Origin of the sequence: Sulfitobacter sp. UBA4523, from assembly GCF_002388305.1 — a bacterium.
Lineage (GTDB): Bacteria > Pseudomonadota > Alphaproteobacteria > Rhodobacterales > Rhodobacteraceae > Sulfitobacter > Sulfitobacter pontiacus.
Genome location: NZ_DGMH01000058.1, coordinates 19,413 through 38,923 on the forward strand (window position 1 = coordinate 19,413; position 19,511 = coordinate 38,923).

At 58.1% G+C, this 19,511-nt stretch carries 21 protein-coding genes; 13 read left to right on the plus strand and 8 right to left on the minus strand.

Annotation, left to right across the window (positions count from 1 at the left end):
- Positions 1-5: 5 nt before the first annotated feature.
- Positions 6-1,178, minus strand: a complete 1,173-nt coding sequence (locus B3849_RS14200; RefSeq protein WP_286780330.1) for an acetyl-CoA acetyltransferase — start codon at positions 1,176-1,178, stop codon at positions 6-8.
- 105 nt (positions 1,179-1,283) lie between these two features.
- Between B3849_RS14200 and B3849_RS14205 the strand changes: the two genes are divergently transcribed.
- A complete protein-coding gene (locus tag B3849_RS14205) occupies positions 1,284-1,859 on the plus strand; it encodes a PAS and helix-turn-helix domain-containing protein (protein WP_037941581.1) in 576 nt (191 codons plus the stop codon).
- A 6-nt stretch (positions 1,860-1,865) separates the two neighbouring features.
- Here B3849_RS14205 and B3849_RS14210 read toward each other — a convergent pair whose 3' ends face one another.
- From B3849_RS14210 to B3849_RS14225, 4 genes are all read right to left on the minus strand, one after another.
- The gene (locus B3849_RS14210) at positions 1,866-3,293 is read right to left on the minus strand and encodes a Y4yA family PLP-dependent enzyme (RefSeq protein WP_286780331.1); all 1,428 of its coding nucleotides are present in this window, start codon (positions 3,291-3,293) and stop codon (positions 1,866-1,868) included.
- Positions 3,290-4,840: an FAD/NAD(P)-binding protein gene (locus tag B3849_RS14215; RefSeq protein ID WP_286780332.1), complete on the minus strand. Its 1,551-nt coding sequence runs from the start codon at positions 4,838-4,840 to the stop codon at positions 3,290-3,292. Before B3849_RS14215 ends, B3849_RS14210 begins: the two co-directional genes overlap by 4 nt.
- On the minus strand, positions 4,837-5,880 hold the full coding sequence (gene sbnA, locus B3849_RS14220) for a 2,3-diaminopropionate biosynthesis protein SbnA (RefSeq protein ID WP_286780333.1): 1,044 nt from the start codon (positions 5,878-5,880) through the stop codon (positions 4,837-4,839). Before sbnA ends, B3849_RS14215 begins: the two co-directional genes overlap by 4 nt.
- Positions 5,881-6,185: 305 nt before the next feature.
- Positions 6,186-6,974: a sulfotransferase family protein gene (locus B3849_RS14225; RefSeq protein ID WP_286780334.1), complete on the minus strand. Its 789-nt coding sequence runs from the start codon at positions 6,972-6,974 to the stop codon at positions 6,186-6,188.
- Between the two features lie 202 nt (positions 6,975-7,176).
- On the opposite strand from B3849_RS14225, the gene B3849_RS14230 reads away from it, so the two are divergent.
- Entirely contained in the window at positions 7,177-7,515 is a 339-nt protein-coding gene (locus B3849_RS14230; RefSeq protein WP_286780335.1) for a helix-turn-helix domain-containing protein, read from the plus strand.
- Positions 7,505-8,806: a type II toxin-antitoxin system HipA family toxin gene (locus B3849_RS14235; protein WP_286780336.1), complete on the plus strand. Its 1,302-nt coding sequence runs from the start codon at positions 7,505-7,507 to the stop codon at positions 8,804-8,806. The genes B3849_RS14230 and B3849_RS14235 overlap by 11 nt, the downstream gene beginning before the upstream one ends.
- Positions 8,807-8,959: 153 nt before the next feature.
- Here the strand turns inward: B3849_RS14235 and B3849_RS14240 are convergent, their stop codons facing one another.
- A complete protein-coding gene (locus B3849_RS14240) occupies positions 8,960-9,214 on the minus strand; it encodes a helix-turn-helix domain-containing protein (RefSeq protein WP_286780337.1) in 255 nt (84 codons plus the stop codon).
- 107 nt (positions 9,215-9,321) lie between these two features.
- Here B3849_RS14240 and B3849_RS14245 point away from each other — a divergent pair, with 107 nt between their 5' ends.
- The 7 genes from B3849_RS14245 (at position 9,322) to B3849_RS14275 (ending at position 16,777) form a co-directional block, all read left to right on the plus strand.
- Entirely contained in the window at positions 9,322-9,621 is a 300-nt protein-coding gene (locus B3849_RS14245; protein WP_286780338.1) for a hypothetical protein, read from the plus strand.
- 274 nt (positions 9,622-9,895) lie between these two features.
- Positions 9,896-11,941, plus strand: coding sequence for an HAD family hydrolase (locus B3849_RS14250; RefSeq protein WP_286780339.1), 2,046 nt, complete (start codon positions 9,896-9,898; stop codon positions 11,939-11,941).
- 2 nt (positions 11,942-11,943) lie between these two features.
- A complete protein-coding gene (locus B3849_RS14255) occupies positions 11,944-13,101 on the plus strand; it encodes a glycosyltransferase (protein ID WP_286780340.1) in 1,158 nt (385 codons plus the stop codon).
- Complete coding sequence (locus B3849_RS14260) at positions 13,094-14,068, plus strand: glycosyltransferase family 2 protein (protein ID WP_286780341.1); 975 nt, start codon at positions 13,094-13,096, stop codon at positions 14,066-14,068. The genes B3849_RS14255 and B3849_RS14260 overlap by 8 nt, the downstream gene beginning before the upstream one ends.
- Before the next feature lie 4 nt (positions 14,069-14,072).
- Positions 14,073-15,185: a glycosyltransferase gene (locus B3849_RS14265; RefSeq protein ID WP_286780342.1), complete on the plus strand. Its 1,113-nt coding sequence runs from the start codon at positions 14,073-14,075 to the stop codon at positions 15,183-15,185.
- A 942-nt stretch (positions 15,186-16,127) separates the two neighbouring features.
- Positions 16,128-16,391 (plus strand): hypothetical protein, encoded by a 264-nt coding sequence (locus tag B3849_RS14270; RefSeq protein ID WP_286780343.1) that lies wholly within the window; start codon positions 16,128-16,130, stop codon positions 16,389-16,391.
- A 2-nt stretch (positions 16,392-16,393) separates the two neighbouring features.
- Positions 16,394-16,777, plus strand: coding sequence for a hypothetical protein (locus B3849_RS14275; protein WP_286780344.1), 384 nt, complete (start codon positions 16,394-16,396; stop codon positions 16,775-16,777).
- A 56-nt stretch (positions 16,778-16,833) separates the two neighbouring features.
- Here B3849_RS14275 and B3849_RS14280 read toward each other — a convergent pair whose 3' ends face one another.
- Together B3849_RS14280 and B3849_RS17685 are read right to left on the minus strand one after the other, a co-directional pair.
- Positions 16,834-17,022, minus strand: a complete 189-nt coding sequence (locus tag B3849_RS14280) for a hypothetical protein (RefSeq protein ID WP_414718052.1) — start codon at positions 17,020-17,022, stop codon at positions 16,834-16,836.
- A gap of 125 nt (positions 17,023-17,147) precedes the next feature.
- On the minus strand, positions 17,148-17,522 hold the full coding sequence (locus B3849_RS17685) for a DDE-type integrase/transposase/recombinase (RefSeq protein WP_414718053.1): 375 nt from the start codon (positions 17,520-17,522) through the stop codon (positions 17,148-17,150).
- Here B3849_RS17685 and B3849_RS17690 point away from each other — a divergent pair.
- From B3849_RS17690 to B3849_RS14290, 3 genes are all read left to right on the plus strand, one after another.
- The gene (locus B3849_RS17690) at positions 17,451-17,744 is read left to right on the plus strand and encodes an integrase core domain-containing protein (RefSeq protein WP_353885472.1); all 294 of its coding nucleotides are present in this window, start codon (positions 17,451-17,453) and stop codon (positions 17,742-17,744) included. The two genes, B3849_RS17685 and B3849_RS17690, sit on opposite strands and share 72 nt — an antisense overlap.
- A gap of 167 nt (positions 17,745-17,911) precedes the next feature.
- Complete coding sequence (locus B3849_RS14285; protein WP_286780345.1) at positions 17,912-18,988, plus strand: GSCFA domain-containing protein; 1,077 nt, start codon at positions 17,912-17,914, stop codon at positions 18,986-18,988.
- The coding region (locus B3849_RS14290; protein ID WP_286780346.1) for a hypothetical protein at positions 18,985-19,511 on the plus strand (527 nt) is incomplete at its 3' end. The genes B3849_RS14285 and B3849_RS14290, both read left to right, overlap by 4 nt.

Genomic DNA, 19,511 nt, shown 5'->3' on the forward strand with positions numbered 1-19,511 from the left:
TGTAATCAGACCTTGCGCGCTTCGAGCACCGAGACATAGTTGGCCACGGCAGAGCCGCCCATGTTGAACAGCAGCCCCAGTTCGGCATCGGGGACTTGCAGATCACCGGCTTGGTTGGTCAGCTGACGGAAGGCCAGCGCATGCATGGAAACACCTGTCGCGCCGACGGGATGCCCCTTGGCCTTCAGCCCGCCCGACAGGTTCACCGGCAGCGCACCGCCGCGATAGACGGTGCCATCCTCCAACGCGCGCACGCCTTGACCCTTGGAGGCGAGCCCCATCGCTTCGTAGGTCAGCAGTTCCGCGATGGTAAAGCAGTCGTGGACCTCGGCGAAATCGATATCCTCAAGTGTGACATTGGCCGCTTTGAACGCCTGCGCAAAGGCGCGTTCGGGGCCTTCGAATGCCAGAAAATCACGGCGCGACATGGGCAGGAAATCATTCACATGCTCCGCCGCACGCATGGCCACGGATTTGGGGAAGGTCGCCGCGTTTTCGTCGGTCGTGAGGATCAGGGCCGCGGCCCCATCGGTCACCAGCGAGCAATCGGTCAACCGGAGCGGCGGCGCGATCTCGGGGTTCATTTCGGACACGGTGCTGCAATGTTCGAAGGTGAACTCTTTATGCATATGTGCCAGCGGGTTGGACATGGCGTTGGCGTGGTTTTTCACCGCGATCTTGGCCATCGCGTCCAGCGGGCTGCCATAGCGCGCATCATAGTCGCGCGCGGCCACGCCAAAGACTTGCGGAAAGCTCAGCGACGCTTCGGCCGGATCATTCTGGTATCCCGCACCGGCCAGCGCCTGCGTAACCTCTTTGGTATTGCGGCTGGTCATCTTTTCCGCCCCGACGACAAGCACGGTGCGCGCTTGCCCTGCGCGGATCATGTTCATCCCCGCATGGATCGCGGCCGAGCCTGAGGCGCAGGCGTTTTCGGCCCGCATCCCCGGTTTGAACCGCAGCTGCGGATAGGCCTGATGGATCAGCGAGGACGCGAAACCGTCCGTCACCATGCCGGAGTTGAAATGCCCCAGAAAAACAGCGTCGATATCATTGGGATCAATGCCGGACTCCTCGACCGCTTCGCGCGTTGCGCCGACGATCAGCTCTTCAAGGTTTTCTTGCAGACGGCCAAATTGCGTGTGGCCGCTCCCGACGATGGAAACTCCGGTGGTCATACTATCCTCCCTGATATGAGGATCATTTTACGGATGTCAGAGCCGCGATCTATTGGTAGAAACACGTAATATGATACGTATCACTACGTAGTGGACTAAGTAGAAATGCAGATGATCGATACCTCTACCACCCAAAAAGCCTCCAGCCTCGGGTTTCAGGAATCACCCGTGGCGCAGATCATTGTGCGCTATCGCCGCATCATCGAGGCCAACAAGGCGGTGGAACGGTTGTTCGGCTACACGAGGGCTGATCTGATCAACCGGTCGGTGCAGCGGCTTTACCCATCGACTGCCGATTTCAACCAGATCGGGGAGCGTTGCGAGGCACGTATGCGCGAGACGGGCGATACGCATTATGAAGATGAACGCTTTATGCAGGCGTCGGACAAGACCATCTTCTGGGTGCAGGCCAAGGGGGCGACGCTATCCCCGCAGGACCCGTTTTCATTGATGATCTGGTCGTTCGAGAAGATCGCGGACAAGAGCTATCGTTCAGTCGACCTCAGCCCACGGGAACGCGAAGTGGCGCATCATCTGGTTAACGGCCGCACCTCGCGCGAAATCGGCGAGGCGCTCAATATCTCGCACCGGACGGTAGAGGTGCATCGCGCGCGGCTGATGCGGAAATTCAACGTCAAGAATACGGCCGCATTGGTGTCAGAGATTGTCCACGCCTTCTAAGGGCGACTACCCCGTGTCGATATCATCCAGCGTCACCGCCCCCGAATTCCCTTCCGTCACAAACACGTTCCGCGCCAGTGGGAACTGGTGCGAGCGGCTTTCGAGGAAATGCATCAGGTAGCCGGCGGTATTGGGAAAGACCATGAGGTCGCCTGCTTTGACACCTTGGGGGAAGGACATCTTGCGCCGCGTCAGCCATTCGCTTTCGGTGCAATAGGTGCCGGCGAGATAGCCTTCGATAGGCCCTTTACGCGGGCCGGGGCCGGGGACCATGAGCGGATCTATCGCGAATTCGGCGAAGCCGGAGCGGGACTGGGTGCGGTTCATTTGCACGCCGATTACGGGGGTGCCGGCGCTGTCGCGCTTGCAAAAGGCGACGCGGGCGAGGGTCATGCCGCAGCCGTCCAGCAGAGAGCGCCCCGGCTCGCAGCGCAGGGAGATATGGGCATCCCTTAGGTGTGCGGCCACGGTTTGACCGTCGGCCATGTGGTCGAGGATGCGGCGCATCCAGTCTTCTTGCACCAGCGTTTGGGCAACGGGGTAACTGTCGACCTTGCCTTCACCGCCCGCTTTGCGCCCCAGCCCGTCGTTATGCTGGGTGATAGGGTCGCGCTCACCGGCGACGGCGCGATCAAGCTCGGCCAGCCATGCCTCCCACTCCGCCGCGTCGTCGAGGTAGTTCATCGGGATGCCGCCGCCGATATCAAGGAAGAAGGGCGCGGTGCTGTCGCCCTTGATCTTGTGGATCAGGGGGAGCGTTTGCAGGATCGCGGCGATGCGATCCTCGGCGCTATAGCCGTTGAGGTGGAAATGCAGCCCGTCGAGGCGGAGCGTTTCAGACGCGCCAATACGCGCGGCGAGGGTAGGGACCTGCGTCATCGGAAAGCCGAAACGCGAATAGAGTTTTGTCCCATCACGCTCAAACCCGTTGAGGCGCAGGCCGACAGAGACGGGCTTGGTCGCCCCTTCTGCTACGTCCTCCAGCAGTTCCAACTCGTCTTCGTTATCAAGGATCACGGTCACGCCGCCACCCACACAAAGGGTCATCAGCGCACGATCCTTGACGGCGGCGGTGCAGACGATCCGGTCGCCCGGCAGCCCCTGTTCAAGGCATTGTTCCACCTCCGCATGGCTGGCCGTATCGATGCCGATGCCCATATCCCGCGCGGCCTGCACGTAGCTGAGACATTTATTCGCCTTGCGCGCAAACATGGGCAGGAAGGGTAGGCCATAGTCGGTCACGCAATCCGTCAGCTGCGCGATATTGCGGCGGAAGGGATCGACGGACTGGATGTTGAGCGGGGCACCAAAGCGGTCGGTCAACGCGTCGAGACGGGGGCGATCCTGCAGCAGTTCTGCCATCCAGTTTTCCAGCCGCGGGCGCAGGGGCACGACGCCGTGGCAGGGGCTGAAGATAGATTGGGGGATGGTCATAGGGAATGCTCCAGCGCGTTGGATTGGCGGGCGCTTTGCACGACGGCGGTGGCCCAGTTTTCGGGAAGATCATGCAGGGACCGCGACAGCGTGTCATTGCCAAGCACGCAGCCTTCGGTGGCACGGCCGATGACGGAGAGGCCCTTGGCGGTGCCGTCACGTGTCAGGGTGTGGGCGTTTTTATCGACCCTAACACCGCGCATTGTGCCGATACTAAGGTGCCCGTCGCGCAGGAGACCGTCGAGCGGGGCGGCAAGCGCGGCACCGCCAGCGGGTGGGATCGTGGCGTTGATCGTAACATCTGCCGCGGCGTCGCCCGTCATATGGTCAAAGCTAACGATGCCCGCCTGTTCCAACGTGATCAGCTTGCCGATGCTCTGCGCGGGCGGGCCGAAGGCGAGCCGCTCCATCTCTGCCGCGATCTGGCGGAAGTGGTGGGCGTCGTCGGGGGCGATATCGCGGTGGCTGATCCAGTTGATGAGCTGCGGATAGCAGCGGCGCCAGACCTCGGCCAAGGCCCAAGCGCTGTCTTGAGCGCGGCGCCCCATGGCGATGTCATAGCCGATGCGCAGGTCTTGGCGGATTTCATCGGGGGTGAAGGTTGTTTCGGTCCGGTGGGTGAAGAAGTCGGCGCTGGTGCCGGAGGGGTTGCCCAGAACCTGATCGGCGAAAGACAAAAACGCGGGCCAGATGTGGTGGGTGAAGGTCGCGTTAGGGGTGCGCAGGATGTGCGAAAGATCGGTACGTCTTTCGTCCCAAAAGGCGTCGTCTTGCGGTTGGGTGAACAATGCCGCCTCGACCTTGGCGCGCATCGGGCGACCGCTGCGGCTGAAGGGGGCGATGCGGCGCGGCTCCTGTCCTGACGGTGTATAGATATAGCCGGTGGCGGAGAGGGCGAAGACCCCGCCGCGCCCTTCGGTCAGTGCGAGCATCGTATCGATGAAGGTGAGTGCGAAGCCCTTGCAGCGCACGGTAGAGTTGGGCGGCACAGCGACCTGGGTCAGACGCTGATCGATGGGGAAGGGGGAGGGGATATGGTTGCGCGTGTCGGCCTCGCCCTGACGAAACCCGTCTTGGTGACCGGTGGTGATCAGGACGTGATCAACGGTGATGTTTTGGGGGGAGATACTCCATTGATCCCCATTGCGGTTCACCGCCTCGACGCGCGTTTTATGCCGGATTAGTCTCACATTCGACGGGGCTTGTGCGACGACACGTTCAAAGCTCCAGAACAGATACCGCCCCACATGCGCACGGGGCACATAGTCTCCGGCATCGACGGGCTTCGGGCTCCGCGCCGCCCATTCCAAAAACGACGGCCCGCGCCCACCGGTCCAGGCGTTGATCAGACCCGCGGGGAAGTTCATGAGCAGCACCTCCGGCTGGCGCGGATCATAGATCGGCCCCGCCCCGGGCTGCGCCGAGGGTTCAAAAATATGAACGGTAAATCGGTGCCGAGGGCTGCGCCGCGCCGCCTCGCACTGGCTATCCAGCGCGTAGAGCCCCTTGGGGCCGCAGCCGACGATTGCAATCTCTGTGTCGCTCATGAATCCGCGGGGGCCAATCCTGCCAATGCGGTCACATCCGCCTCGCAAATCCCCAGTTCCCGCTCCACCCAATCGGGATCAAAAACGGTGCCCAGATAGCGCGAGCCGGAATCGTGGATAATTGCCGCGACGGTCAGACCGGCAAGTTCGTCTTGCATCCCGCGCACCGCCTCAAGCACACCACCGCCGGAGCCGCCGACCAGCAGCCCTTCACGCGCAACGGCGCGACGGCAGCCGGCGACGCAGGTCACATCGGAAACGCGGACGAGATCATCAAACTCCTGCCCCTTGGCCAGCTCGGGGATACGACCCGCGCCCATGCCTGAAATTTTGCGCGGGCCCGCGGTGCCGTTGAACAGCGTGCTGCCCATGGCATCCACCGCGACGACTTTCGTTTTGCGTCCCATCCGGCGCAGGTAATCGCGACACCCTCGCGCCGTGCCAGTGCTGGAACAGGCGACGAAAAGCGCATCGATCTGCCCGCCAAGCGCCGCGTCAATCTCGGCGATGGTGCCGAGCTCGTGGGACTCTGGGTTGTCGAGGTTGGCATACTGATTGGGCCAGAAACGGCGGGAGTCTTCCTCCAAAAGCTTGGCGACCCGATCCAGACGCGCGGCGAGGAAATCTCCGTCAGGCGCGTGATCGACCAGTTCAATCTGACCGCCCAAGGCGCGGATGATCGCCACATTTTGGGACTGCGCATTGGGGTCAACGACGCAGATGAATCGCAGCCCATGCACTGCACAAGCTTGCGCCAACCCGATGCCCATATTGCCGGAGGAGGATTCAACCACCGTGTCGCCGGGATTGAGGCGACCGTCCGCCAAGGCGCGTTCGATCATGTGCCGCGCAGGCCGATCCTTGGCGCTGCCACCGGGGTTCAGCGCCTCGACCTTGGCGACCAGATTGACATCCTCGCGGTCGAGATAGCGGGGCAGGCGCACCATCGGCGTCTGGCCAATAAGGTCGAGCACATTGTCCGCGATCCGCGTGGCCGCGAAGGCGTGGGAGTGGGTTTTCACTTGAGTACGAATATTCATCTGCGCAGCCTTTCGGGAAGCCAAGTCTCATCGGCGGCGCAGGACCGCGCCGTCGCGGATCGTGTTGCGTCTCTTTCACCTTGCGCGCTGTTGAACCCTCAAGGGGAGGGAAGCGGGGTTGTGGGGAAGAGAACGATGGTCGAAAATTGCTATTTTAAATTGAACCTCGTGGGCGGGATAAAGTTCCGACTTATGTGCCGCTGAGGTGAGAATGGGAGGGGCGAGGGGGTGTGTGCTGGGGGTGTGGGTCGACAGTATATGTCTCTAATATGTGTTTTAGTGTCATTCTTTGTGGCAGTCTGCAGTTAGGACAACGGAGCGCCACCCGCCGCCGCTTCGACATTCTCGGCAATGCGCCGCAAAGGGTGGCGGGTTACGCCAACCCAAGGGTGAACCTGCAACCCCGCAGCATATCCCGACGCCGAAGCACGCTCCGCTTGAGCGGGGGAGAGCGTGGTCGTCCCCGCATAATCCTGATTGCCATCGCGGATATCAGAGGGCGCGGGCACCCCACCCACATCCAGAAAAGCCGCCAATCGCGCCAAGGTTGCGGCGGGGTGGGCCACGAGATCCTCATATCGGATGGTGATCACGGCATGCAGGTAATCGATGTCCCGGCGTACGATGTCATAGGCATCCAGCCAGTGGTCCATCATCGCCGCGGGGTCCATGTCGACCCATTTGGACGTGGCCGCGGCAACCGCCTCTGGATGACGGGTGACAACGACAAACTGCGACATAGGGAAGAGCTGCTGATACAGGCGCATCCGTGTCAGGTTCACGGGCGACTTCTCGACCCGCCACGGGGCTTCGTTAAAATAGGGTGCCCAGTCCCGTTCTAACCGCATTTGCGTCTCTAACCTGTCGAAATGCGATCCTTCGATATGGTGCTGCGCGGGGTCGGTGGCGAAATGCATAGGCACGCCATGCCGCGCGGTATGGGGGATCGCGCCTTGCAGATAGACACCCTCATTCTCCGGCACGGGGGCAGCGTTGATTGCGCCGACTCCGGGCAAATCACCGATCAGCCGCGCCACAAGGCTGGTGCCGGAGCGGTGCAACCCGCCAACGAAGATATAGCGATGTGGTTTCATGGAGGCCCCTTTGTCTTGCGAAAGTCAGGTAGGGTGTGGGGGAGGGGTGGCAAGGGACGCTATAGCAGCAGGGGTAACGGTGAAGTGAAAGATGGGCGGGACCACGATGATACAATATGGTAGGAATTTGGAAAAGTGTAACGTAAAAGTATCATTACGTCGCATTATGAAATATATATATTACTAATTTATCTGGATACCGATGCCTAAACCAACACGCCCCTATTCGCCAACCGCCCGAAAGGCTGCAGAGCTTCTGGGGCTGATGATCCGCGCCGCACGGTTGGGGCGGAACATGACCGCGCAGGAACTAGCGGAACGGGCAGGGGTTTCTCGCCCGCTGCTGTCACGGGTGGAAAAGGGGGACATGACCGTATCCCTTGGTGCCGTTTTCGAAATCGCCACCATCCTCGGCGTTCCGCTCTTCGAGGAAGATGACGAACGGCTGACTGCGCGGCTCGCCAGCGAACGGCGGGCAAATGCCCTACTGCGTCAGCGTGCTTTCCAAGCCAGCCGCGGGAAGATAGACAATGACTTCTGACCTGTTGAAACCGATCAAGACCCTTTATGTCTGGATATTTCTGCCCGGCGCAACCGACCCTGTGGTCGCTGGCCGTGTCGATCTTGTGGGTCAGCTGCATCAGTTCACCTACGGTAAAAGCTATCTGCGCAATCCTGATGCGATACCTATTTTTCTGCCAGAGCTGCCCTTGGTCGAGCAGATTCACGTGCCCGCCGCCCCCTTGCAGATCGCAGGTTGTCTGCGCGACGGAGCTCCAGATTTCTGGGGGCGCCGGGTCATTATCAACCGGTTGACCGGTGCCAAGGGCATTGCCATGGATCTCGATGCGCTCGACGAGATGAACTATATGCTGCAATCGGGCTCCGACCGGATTGGCGCGCTGGACTTCCAAACATCCGCGACAGAATACGTGCCGCGACTGGCGGGGGAGGTTACGCTCTCGACCCTTGCAGAGGCTGCGGATCTTGTGGAACGTGGCGTGCCCCTGCCGCTGGAACTGGACGAAGCCTTGCGCCACGGGACGTCTATCGGCGGGGCACGGCCCAAAGCGCAGGTCACGGATGGCAATCGCAAGATGATTGCGAAATTCAGCGCCTCCAACGATCAGCATTCAGTGGTGAAAGGCGAATATATCGCCATGAAAATTGCGCAGGCCTGCGGTATGAACGTCGCCCCGGTCGAGCTTCGCCAGGTCATGGGCAAAGATGTGCTGCTGATCGAGCGGTTCGACCGGATCAATACGAGCCAAGGCTGGACACGGCGCGCGATGGTATCTGCGTTGACCATTCTGGGGCTCAGCGAGCTTCAGGGGCGCTACGCAAGCTACGAGGATCTTGCCACCCATCTGCGCACAGCGAGCGTCACGCCAAGTGCGGATCTGCAAGAATTATTCGCGCGTATGTGCTTCAACATTCTCGTGGGTAATACCGATGACCATGCCCGCAACCACGCTGGATTCTGGACGGGGGAACAGCTTCAGTTGACACCGGCCTACGACATCGACCCGCGTCCGCGGGCGTCATATGAGGCCAATCAGGCCATGGCAGTACGTGGGACAGATCACCGCGCGAACCTTTCTTTGGCGTTGGCTGCGGCCGGTAGTTTTGGGTTGGATCAGGGGCAAGCAGAAAGGATCATTCTCGCTCAGGTCGAGGCGATCCGCGATCTGTTTGACGAGCTGGCTCGAGGTGTTGATTTGACGCCTGCGGATGACACTGCGTTGCGGGAACGGGCGTTCTTGCGTGAGTTCGCATTTGATGGATTGTCCGGTAAGTTGGCCGCCCTAGCGGGTCATTTTCGTTCGCATTAAGCCGCAACATTTTGTCAATAAACAAAAGTGCTTATAGTCTGTGGGGCTTCTTCAGAGTTCCGACATTGTCATGACTTTACCCTATTTGAACTATTCAAATAGGGTAAACTGATATTCACCGCTGGGTGTCCTCAGGTGTCAAAGCTGAGTGGGCTAATTATCCGCCTGTGAAATCTGCGTTTCTGCTTCTAGAATGAGCTGGCTAAGGGGCATGCCAAAGACATCGCTCATACGCCGTAGTGTATCCAGCGTTGGCTGGTGCTTCCCCCGCTCTAGCAGGGATACATAGCGCATACTTCTCCCGGCCCTATGGGCCAGCTCCTCCTGGGAAATATTCAACGCTCGGCGATGCTTTCTTAGAACCGAGGCTAGTGCAGTCAACAAAGGGTCAATATGTGGAGTATCCATTTCTGGACATAGGGAGTAAATCTTTGCTTGCGGCTATGAAGTAAACTGTGAATAATCGCCTTGCGATATATAAACTTGATAGCGACATTTTGTAGAAAGCTGTGTTTATGGCCAGACTTGTTTGTACTGAAGAACAGTTGAGTTCGTTGATGGCAAAAGTCGCAAAACTGGTCATGCAGGAGCTTGAAGGCACTCAAAACCATGATACCTCAGGCCCATCCAATCATCCATCTAGGCAGAGAGGTAGGCCGAGATCGGTTTACACAAGGCATTTACATTTAAGGGTCCTGCCTGAGGACGCAGAATGGTTTCAAAGAACATGCGAAGAAATGGGTCTTCAACAAGGTGCATTCATGTCGCGCATCAGAGAAGCCTATTACCGGCAGTCGGTGGACAAATTCGATTAGTAACGACGAGATTTGCATCGAATCCCAACGATTGAGCCTACTCGGAAAATTATTGGGTGGCTTAGGCCTTGCCGGAATTTTTTTCGTGAAGAGATAGATTCTAGCTGGAAGAACCCGTTGCGAAGGGGCGCGATCAACCCCACTAATCAAGCACTTTCAAACTCACCCAAAAGAAATCTCAATTCCGACGGGAACCATAAGGTAACTTTACTGTTATCTTTGCGAGACTCGCGTTTTTGCAGCTCTGAATACATTGAAATTTTTGGAGGCTGATATGCGCATCATGCATATTTCGCTGGGCGGATGTCTATCCGCTCCGCCCGTTAAGTACGGCATGACGGAAGATACCGGTGGGCATATCGCCTATGTCCTTGGCGCTGCGATGGCGCAGGCGAAACTACCCGAAGTTGAAGAGGTCACGATCGTGACGCGGCTGTTTAATGCGCCGGAGTTGGGGGCTGTTTTTGGGCAGGCCGAGGAAAGGATTGCGCCCAAGTGTCGGGTGGTGCGTCTGGCATCGGATCGGGCTGAGTATTTGGAAAAGGGTGATTTGGTGGGGGAGCTGCCTTCGCTACAAAACGCCATGTTAGATACGCTTGAACAGATGGGTGCGGCGCGGCCGGATGTGATTCATGCGCATTTTGCGGATGCGGCGGAGCTGGCGCTGGCGGCGCGGGAGAGGTTCGGGATTCCGGTGCTTTATACCGCGCATTCGCTGGGGGCGGAGAAGTTGGCACCGGGCGAAGTACCCTCGGTGGAATTGAAGGCGCGGATTGGGCGCGAGACGCGTGCATTGGCGGAGGCGGATGCGATTGTCGCCTCGTCGCGGGATGAGGTGGAGCGGCAGATACCGAAGCTTGTGCCGGCTGCGGAAGGGCGCGCGCATCGGATCGGGCCGGGGGTCTGCGTAGAGGCGGAGGGCGACGCGGCCCGTGCGCGGGAGATGCTGGGCGGGTTTCTGCGAGATGTGAACAAACCTATCATCCTTGCCATCGCGCGGCCCATTCGGAAGAAGAACCTTCGGCGGCTGGTCGATGCGTATGCGTCTGATCGTACGCTGCAAGACCGCGCGAACCTTGTGATTATCGCGGGGCTGCGGGATGGCTTGGGGCAGGGGTGTACCGAGCGCGATGCCGTGATCGCGGATCTGTTTGACGGGGTCGACCGACATGATCTTTGGGGCAAAGTGGCGCTGCCACGACAACACTCCGCGCAGGATATCAGCGACCTATATGCGCTGGCGGCCGAGGGCGGTGTGTTCTGCAATCCTGCGTTTCACGAACCCTTTGGGTTGACCCTAATCGAGGCTGCGCAGGCGGGTGTGCCTTTGGTGGCGACGCAATCGGGTGGGCCGTCGGATATACTGCCGGAGCTCGGTTTTGGTGCCTTGATTGACCCCTATGATACGGCGAGTTTGGCGCGCGGCTTGCGCGACGTGCTGATGGCACCGGAGCGTGAGTTGGCAGCGCGACGGGCGCAGCGTATTGCGCGGCAGACCTATGATTGGACGGCTTGGGCGAAGCGGACGCAAGCGGTGATGGAAGGGGTGGTGCGCGGGCCGCAAGTTCAATCCGTCGCTGTACAACAACATGAGCACCTACTCGCCTGTGACATCGATAATACGTTAACGGGGTGTCGCAACGGCGCGCGGGCCTTTGCCCAGTGGCTCGGGCGCGAGGGGGAGCGTTTTGCTTTCACCGTCGCCACCGGACGCTCCATCGCAGAGGCGCAGCGGGTGCTGGCGGAATGGGATTTGCCGACGCCGGATACGATCATCAGCTCTACGGGCACCGAGATTTGGCGCCGTGAGGGTAGCGGTTTTACCCTATGTGAGGAGTATGCAGCGTTCATCGCGCAGGAGTGGGACGCGTCGTCGGTGCGTGCGGCGTTGGACGGCACTGATGTGCGTTTCCAGCCGGTTTATGACCAGCGTCGTTGGAAGGTCAGCCTGTTCGGCACCATCAGCGATGTGCCTGCGATCGAGGCGCGGTTGCATCATGCTGGGGTCTTGGCCCGCATCATTCCGTCCCATGAGAAATTCATCGACATCATCCCCGTGCAGGCCGGCAAGGCCGCCGCGATCCGGTTCGAGGCGGCGCGGCGTGGCATGTCGGACGACAGCGTGATCGTGGCGGGGGATAGCGGCAATGATCTGGATATGCTCTCGCGCTTCGAGAACGCCGTGCTGCCCGCAAATGCGCTGGCGGAACTAGATGGTCTGGCCTCGGTCTACCGCTCTTCGCTGAAGCATGCGGCGGGGGTGCTGGATGGGGTGCAATATTACCGCACACCACAGCGGATGCTGATGGCGGGCGAATAACCATGCGTGATTTTCCTGACGCTCCCCAGCGGCCCTTCGGCTATTTCGTGCATCACCAAGGGCGGGGCCATGCGGAACGCTGTGCCGCCGTTGTTAACGCGTTGCCCGAGGCGCGGCCGGTGCGGATTTTCTGCGCGCGCGACGATATTTTCCCGCCTTTGCGTGGAAATGTGACGGTACAAAAGCTGCCCTCTCTGTTTGAGGCGCGGGGGGATGAGCCGCGTGGTGCCGCCTTGCTCGACACACCCGACACAACCCATTGTGCGCCGGTCGGCTGGTCCGGCATTCGAGAGGCAATGGCCGCGATGGCGCAGTTCTTTGCCGCCGAGGCACCGGAGCTGATGATCGTCGATGTCTCGGCCGAGGTGGCGCAGCTGGCGCGGCTCTGCTCAGTGCCGCATGTCAAAATCCTCCAGCATGGTGATCGCAGCGATGTGGGGCATCGTGCCGCCTATGACGGCGCCGCGGGGTTGCTCGCCCCGTTCCATGCGGATTTGTCGCAGGAGAGTTGGGCCGCTTGGGCGGAGAAAATCCACTACGCTCCGGGGCTGGGGGTGAATGTATCACTGCCCAAGCCAGAAGACGCCCGCGCGACGCTGAAGCTGGGCAAACGCCCCATGGCGTTGGTGGTCTGTGGCGGGGGCGGCAACGGGATATCCGAGGCTGCCTTGGGCGTCGCCGCGCGCAGCTATCCGCAGATGGACTGGATCACCATCGGCGAGGTGCAGCGCGATTGGCATGCGACTTTGCCGCCGAACCTGACGCACAAAGGCTGGGTCGAGAACGCGCCCGACTATATCGCAGCGGCGGATCTGGTGATCTCGTCCACGGGCAATACGACCTGTGCCCAAGTGCTCACCGCTGCGAAGCCCTGGATCGTGGTGCCGGAGTGGCGCTATTTCGATGAACAAGTCGAGAAAGCCCGCGCCTTGGGCCAAGCCGGTGCTGCGCTGCATTTGCCGCATATGCCAAGCTCTGCCCATGCCTGGCGCGCGGCGGTTGAGCAGGCACAACGCCAGCATGATCCTGTGCGCCAACGCGCTTTGGCAGGGGGCAGTGACGCGGCAAACCGTACCGCGCAGTGGCTCGGCAATCTGGCAGATCGCCTATGGGACCGCCCCGAAATTTCAACATCTTTAAAGGAGGTTCACCATGCGTGACGTATCCGTTCTGACCATCGCCCGCGGCCGCGAGGCGCATTTGCACAATGTTATCCGTGGCTTGGCCGCGCAAACCGTGCCCCCGCGCGAGCTGATGATCGCCGCCATGCAGGATGGGCTATACGAGGGGCTGCCCGACGCGCCCTTTCCCATCCATCAAATCCAAGTCACCCGACCCGATGGGGAGCTTCCCCTCGCCGCCGCGCGCAATGCGGTGGCGGCCAAGGCGAGCGGCGCCGTTCTGGCCTTTGTCGATGTCGATTGCATCCCGCACCCCGAGCTTGTCGCCGATGTGGCAGAGGCGTGCCACGAGGGCCGCGGGCTGGTGATGGGCGAGGTCGCCTATCTGCCCAAAGGTGCGACAGAAGGCGGCCTCGATTTCGATCATTTCGACAAGATCGGCGTCAAACACTCCGACCGGCAGGGCCCTCCGGCGGAGGGTCTGCGCTATTGCGAGGATTACCGTTGTTTTTGGTCGCTCAACTTCGCCATGCACCGCGCCGATTGGGAACGCAGCGGTGGGTTTGACGAAGGTTATTTCGGCTATGGCGGCGAGGATACAGACTTTGGCCGCGTGCTCGACGCGCGCGGGATCGACATCTGGTGGATGAAGGGGGCCAAGGTCTATCACCAATATCACGACCACTGCATGCCGCCGATCCACCATGTGGAGGCCGTGGTGCGCAACGCCGAATATTTCGCCACCCGCTGGGGGCATCGCACCATGGGCCATTGGCTGCACGCCTTCCATCTGATGGGGCTGATCGACAACAGCGAGGATGCGCTGACGATCCTGCGCGCGCCTGATGATGCGGATTTCGAGATGTGCCGCCAGACCGGCGATATGCCCTACGCCAACAGCCGCCGTGTGATGGACAAGCTGCTGCGCGATCTGGACACCGAGGAAGAGCGCCGTGCCGCCGCCCAAGCGGGCGAGGACCGTATCTCTGCCATCGCGGCGGAGTGACACCATGAAGATCGCCGTCATCGGACATGTGCGTTTCCCGATCGCGCGCCCCTTCATGGGCGGGATGGAGGCGCATTGCTGGCACCTCTGCCGTGGCCTGCGAGCGCGGGGTCATGACGTGACTCTATTTGCCGCCGGTGACAGCGATTGGGGTGGGAAGGTCGAGCCGGTTGTGGACGTTCATTATGATCAGGAATTTCCTTGGCACAAATGGCATGGCACACCGGAGCTGACCGGCCATTTGGATGCCGCGTTCGAGCGTATCCTACCGCGCCTGGCCGAGGGCGGTTTCGACGTGGTCCACAACAATTCCTTGCACCGCTTCCCCCCACGCTTCGCCGCGCGACATCGGATCCCGATGGTGACCTCCCTACACGTGCCGCCGTTCGATGTGCTAAAGCGTGCCGTCGCGGATGGCGGGGCACCGTGGTCGCTGTTTACCACCTGTTCGCATCGGCAATTAGGAGCGTGGTTTGATAACGGAGAAGCTGCCATCACCAGTGTCGTGCCGAATGGCATTGATCTTGCTGACTGGCCGTTCCGCCCGGAGGGCGATGGCACCGCCGTTTGGATGGGCCGTATCACGCCGACCAAAGGGACGCATTTGGCCGCTCAGGCGGCTAAGATTGCTGGCATCCCGCTTCGGATTTACGGCACGATTGAGGATCAGGGCTATTTCGACACCGAAATTGCGCCGCTGTTAGATGAGGGCGTGCAATACGGCGGTCACCTACAAGGCGCTGACCTGACCGATGCCATCGGCCGCGCCTCTGTCCTGCTGTTCACCCCGCTTTGGGACGAACCCTTCGGCCTTGCCGCGATCGAGGCGATGGCTTGTGGTCTGCCGATTGCAGCGGTTGAGAATGGCGCAATCCGGGAGGTTGCGGGGGACGTGGCGCATTATGCTGTGGCGGATGCTGGGGAGTTGGCTGAGGCTTTGAGGGCGGCGGTCGGTATTTCCCGTCTCGCCGCACGGATGCGGGTGGAGCGTTTGTTTACGGTGGAGCGGATGTTGGGGGCGTATGAAGGGTTGTATGTCCGAGCAATCGACGCTGTATGGGATGTGTCTGAAGTACCTAGCTTCGAGGCATTTGAATTGCCACCAGCTTTGATCTAAAGTCTCGTGTGAACGATTTTAATTAGATGCCGGTACCAGCGCGAACTATAAACCGAACATGGGAAAGCGCTTTCTATATAGAATACAACTTACCGGTTCGGTGCATACAAACATCTAGGCGTCATGTAGCTCCACAATGGTCTTGTAGAGCGATGGTTTAATGCATAACCATGTGCCTGAAATTTACAAACCGCTCAGTCTGAAAGTCTACGGGTTTTTTGTCGGTATCGCTCATCGCACTAGTGGTTCAAGAATATCCGTACGGGTTTCCAGCGTCGTCGAACTTGATCGGGTTAGTATACCTGCTTGGTGCGATGATTACCCCCCAATGCATGGCTGCTTTGTAAACCGGCTGAAACGTCATTCTTTCACCGCCTTGGGGGTCTGGACCGATGTAGTAGCGGTGCTAGCCTTTTTCGCCCAGGCACCATTCTGCCTCAACGGGCCGAGCGTTTCCACGGAAGCACGAACTTAGATCGATGGATCGACGAACGGGGTCGAGACCAAAATGATATACCTTACTGCCCATTCCATATCCTTCGGCTCAGGTTCCGGTGTGTCGTTCATCTTCTTCAGCGACTCGCGCCAAGCGCCTTCCTCGTTCACCACGTCCTAAGGCGCGAACTATTAAAAACACGCAGCCTTTCCTCTTCTTCGGCATCGGTAGCGCGAGCGGCCTTAACGTCATCGCCGTGATTGGTGCCATAGTTTGATTAAAATGAAACTGTGATCTTAGGCACCATGAAGTTCCCTTTCGCAACTATCTCATTGTAAACGTTAGGCTGTTCAGAAGGGGGCCGAATGCTACGAGTTTTTACGAATTGAGATTTGTAGCTGGAACCATCTTGACATATCTAATCTCACGGCCTTTTACGTATTGCAAATAGAATAATTATGTAGTATATATGTATTCTATTGAGCGGCGTATAGGAGGCAACAGCGATGGAAAATAGATATGAAACACTTGAGGGGGCTGTATCTTCGGCATTTGCCAGCTCAAAAAAGCAAGAATATCCACAAGATTGTTTGGCTGCTCAACGCTATATCAACGAAGGCGGCCAGAGTATGTGGGAGGTATCTCTCACAGAAGGTATCGATGATAGTTTGACCCATATATCCGACGAACCGACGGATTTCGAAACGGAAGCAGAAGCCGTCAGCCTAATTAGAGGTTGCTGGGACGACGAATGGGACGAGGAAGCCTAATTATGAAAGAAGCCAAAAAAACGAGCTTTTCAATGAGTGCAAATACTGCCCGTGTTCTGGAGCGAAACCGCCTACTTTCGGATCGATCGGCGAGGCTTAATCAAATCGTTGCTCGCTATGACATGCTTGTTGCGAACGAGCGCCAAATGGTAGCAGTATTAGCTGACAACGATTTCCTAGGGTTCGTAATTGCGGAATGGCTTGAGGTATATCCAATTCAACTAAGCCTCCCTTGGATCGTAGATATGGTTTACCAAGAAAGAAAGTTAGATGGCTTTGATGTTCCTGATGAAGTAGAATACAATACATTGGTCGAAAGTCTTAAAAAACTCACGCTTACCCAACAAGTGGCTTTGGTGGAATTGATCGAAACTCGGCGTGCCTAAGTTTGAAGTGGTCCCAGCAGTTTTGCAGCTTTTCTAAGGTGTATCGGGTTTAGATTTCATGCTGCTTTTTGCTCTTCCAAGCCTGCCCAATTTTCATCGTTCCGCGTTTGCCGATCAAGCGCGGAATGGGTCCGCTCGGTGCTGTAGAATGCAACCCAGTTTTTGTTTTTGACGACCCTTTGCGTCTGGAAACCGTCGTTGATCTCTTCGAGATGAATCGCTTCCTGTTTGAGGCTGCGCCACAATCGTTCAATAAGTGTGCTGTTCAGGTATTGACCGCGCCACCCATCGGAAGGCGTACCCCTGCTTCAGTCAGTGTAGCTATCCATGCCGATCCGGTGAACTGGCTGCATTGGTCCGTATTCTTGGTCTAACGCGGGCCGTGTTTGGCGATTGCCTCGTTTAAGGCGTCAACGCAAAAGTCCGCGTGTATCGTGTTGCTCAGTCTCCAACTCAACACCTTGCGCGTGGCCCAATCCATGATGGCGACTAGGTACAGGAAGCCGTTCTTGACCGGCACGAAGGTGATATCAGCGCACCAGACCTGATTGCGGCGCTCGATCTGAATCTTCCTCAGCAGAGGAGACTTGTGCGCTATTGGGTCAAGCACAATGGCGAGTGATAGACCGGATGCGCCGCGAGTGCGGCTGGCTAGTTGTAGGGCGTTTGTAGATTGCTTCCAAGGCGTGCGCATCTCAATGGATGGGCGCGGGCCTATCTCCCCTCTCGGAATCTTGCTGCGCATAACCCTGCCGGGCAAAGGAGCAACATCTTCATCGAGCGCCTCTGGCGATCACTGAAGCAGGAGGCAATCTATCTCGAAGAGATCAGCGATGGCTTCCAGGCCCGACGCGTCATCAAGAAATGGATCAAATTCTACAATACTGAGCGACCCCATTCCGCGCTTGATCGGCAGACGCCCGACGACGCATACTGGGCGGGCTTAGAACAGCAAAAAGCAGCATGAACCTAAACCCGATACACCTTAAAGAAGCTGCAAAACTGTCCGAAAAGATGGGACCACTTCAGATCGTCCAGGCCACAAAGCCGTTGACCATCATACTTATTTTACAATTTAATCGTCGAGAGAAGGCTCAGCGGCCAAATCCACTTATGTTTATTTAGGTTCTTTATATGTCAAGATCGCCTTATAACGGCATAGAAAGACGCGCTTTTTGGAAAATTGCCGTCGAAAAACGCATTGAGGTAGCCTCTTCAGACATTTTCAGGCCCAAGTTCCCGTTGATGAATGACATGAGGATTGCGACCGCAGGATCATGTTTTGCGCAACATGTCGGGCGGGCGCTCAGACAATCTGGGTTAAGCGTTATTGATGCCGAACCTGCGCCCCCAGGTACACCTGAGAACCTCGCCAAGGATTATGGATATTCCACGTATTCAGCGCGCTACGGCAATATCTATACGGTTGCGCATTTGCTGCAAATCTTGAAAGAGGCCACTGGGCGATTTACCCCAGCGGAACCCGTTTGGGCCTTAAAAGACCGGTTTGTGGACTCACAGCGACCAAACGTTGAACCTACCGGATTAGAAACCCCCGAGGCTGTCATATGGCATCGCGCGCGTCACTTGGCATGTATCGTTAAGATGATGCAGTCTTGCGATATGTTTGTTTTCACCTTCGGCCTCACAGAGGCATGGCTTCATACCGAAACTCAAACCGTATTTTCCCTGGCACCCGGTACGTTAGGCGGCAGCTTTGATCCTACGGTTCATAGCTTCAAGAACTATACAACGCGCACCGTCGTTGACGACTTTCGAGAGTTCATGAGGCTCGCGCAGACGCTTAACCCCAACATGAAGTTCTTGATTACCGTATCACCTATCCCTCTGGCTGCGACAGCGAGCGGCACCCATGTAGAGATCGCGACAATGAGATCAAAGGCTGTGTTAAGGGCCGCTTGCGACGAACTGGCTTCCGACTTTGCGAACGTCGACTATTTCCCATCCTACGAGATTATTAATTCACCGCGTTCGAAAGGACAGTTTTTCGCACCCAATTTGCGCGATGTCACCCCTGAGGGTGTGCAAACGGTTATGACAATCCTAAAGCGCGCTTACGGGTTTGAAGATCGAATGGGTGCCACCGTGCTTTCCGAGGCGGAAATGCCCCTTACAGGCGACGATATGGATGCACGTTGCGAAGAGGTTCTATTGAACCAATTTGCTGATATAGGAGTGGCGAAAGCATGATGAATCTCATCATTTTTGGCAACTCACATGTAGGTGCTTGGCGTGAAGCGTGGCCTACGCTCGCGCCTGATTATCCGGACATAAATGTTACGTTCTTCGGCATACCAGAAATGATCCACAGGCGTTATCGGATCCAAGATACCGGCGTGTTCTCAGCGTTAAAAATATCGGATGATGAACGCAAACGTGTCGTCGATATCAATGGCTTTGATAAGGTGCAGCTTAAAGACTATGATCGGCGCCTTTGGGTCGGCATGAACTGGAAACCAGAAAGTGCCGTGATGATCACCGCCTTTGGCGACCCGGACACGATCGAGGACGCATCCACCGGGCGACCAGCATACTCAACACCCTTTCTTAAAGCGATATTCGAGCTACAAGCCGCAAATATTTTGAGGGATAGCAAAGTCAACCTAGACGGCTCCATCCGCCCGGACATGCATCCTCGACCGATCTACGCGGAAGAGTGTCAAAGCAGCCTTCATCCCCTTTATGACGTGTGGCGGGAGACAGCAGATATAGG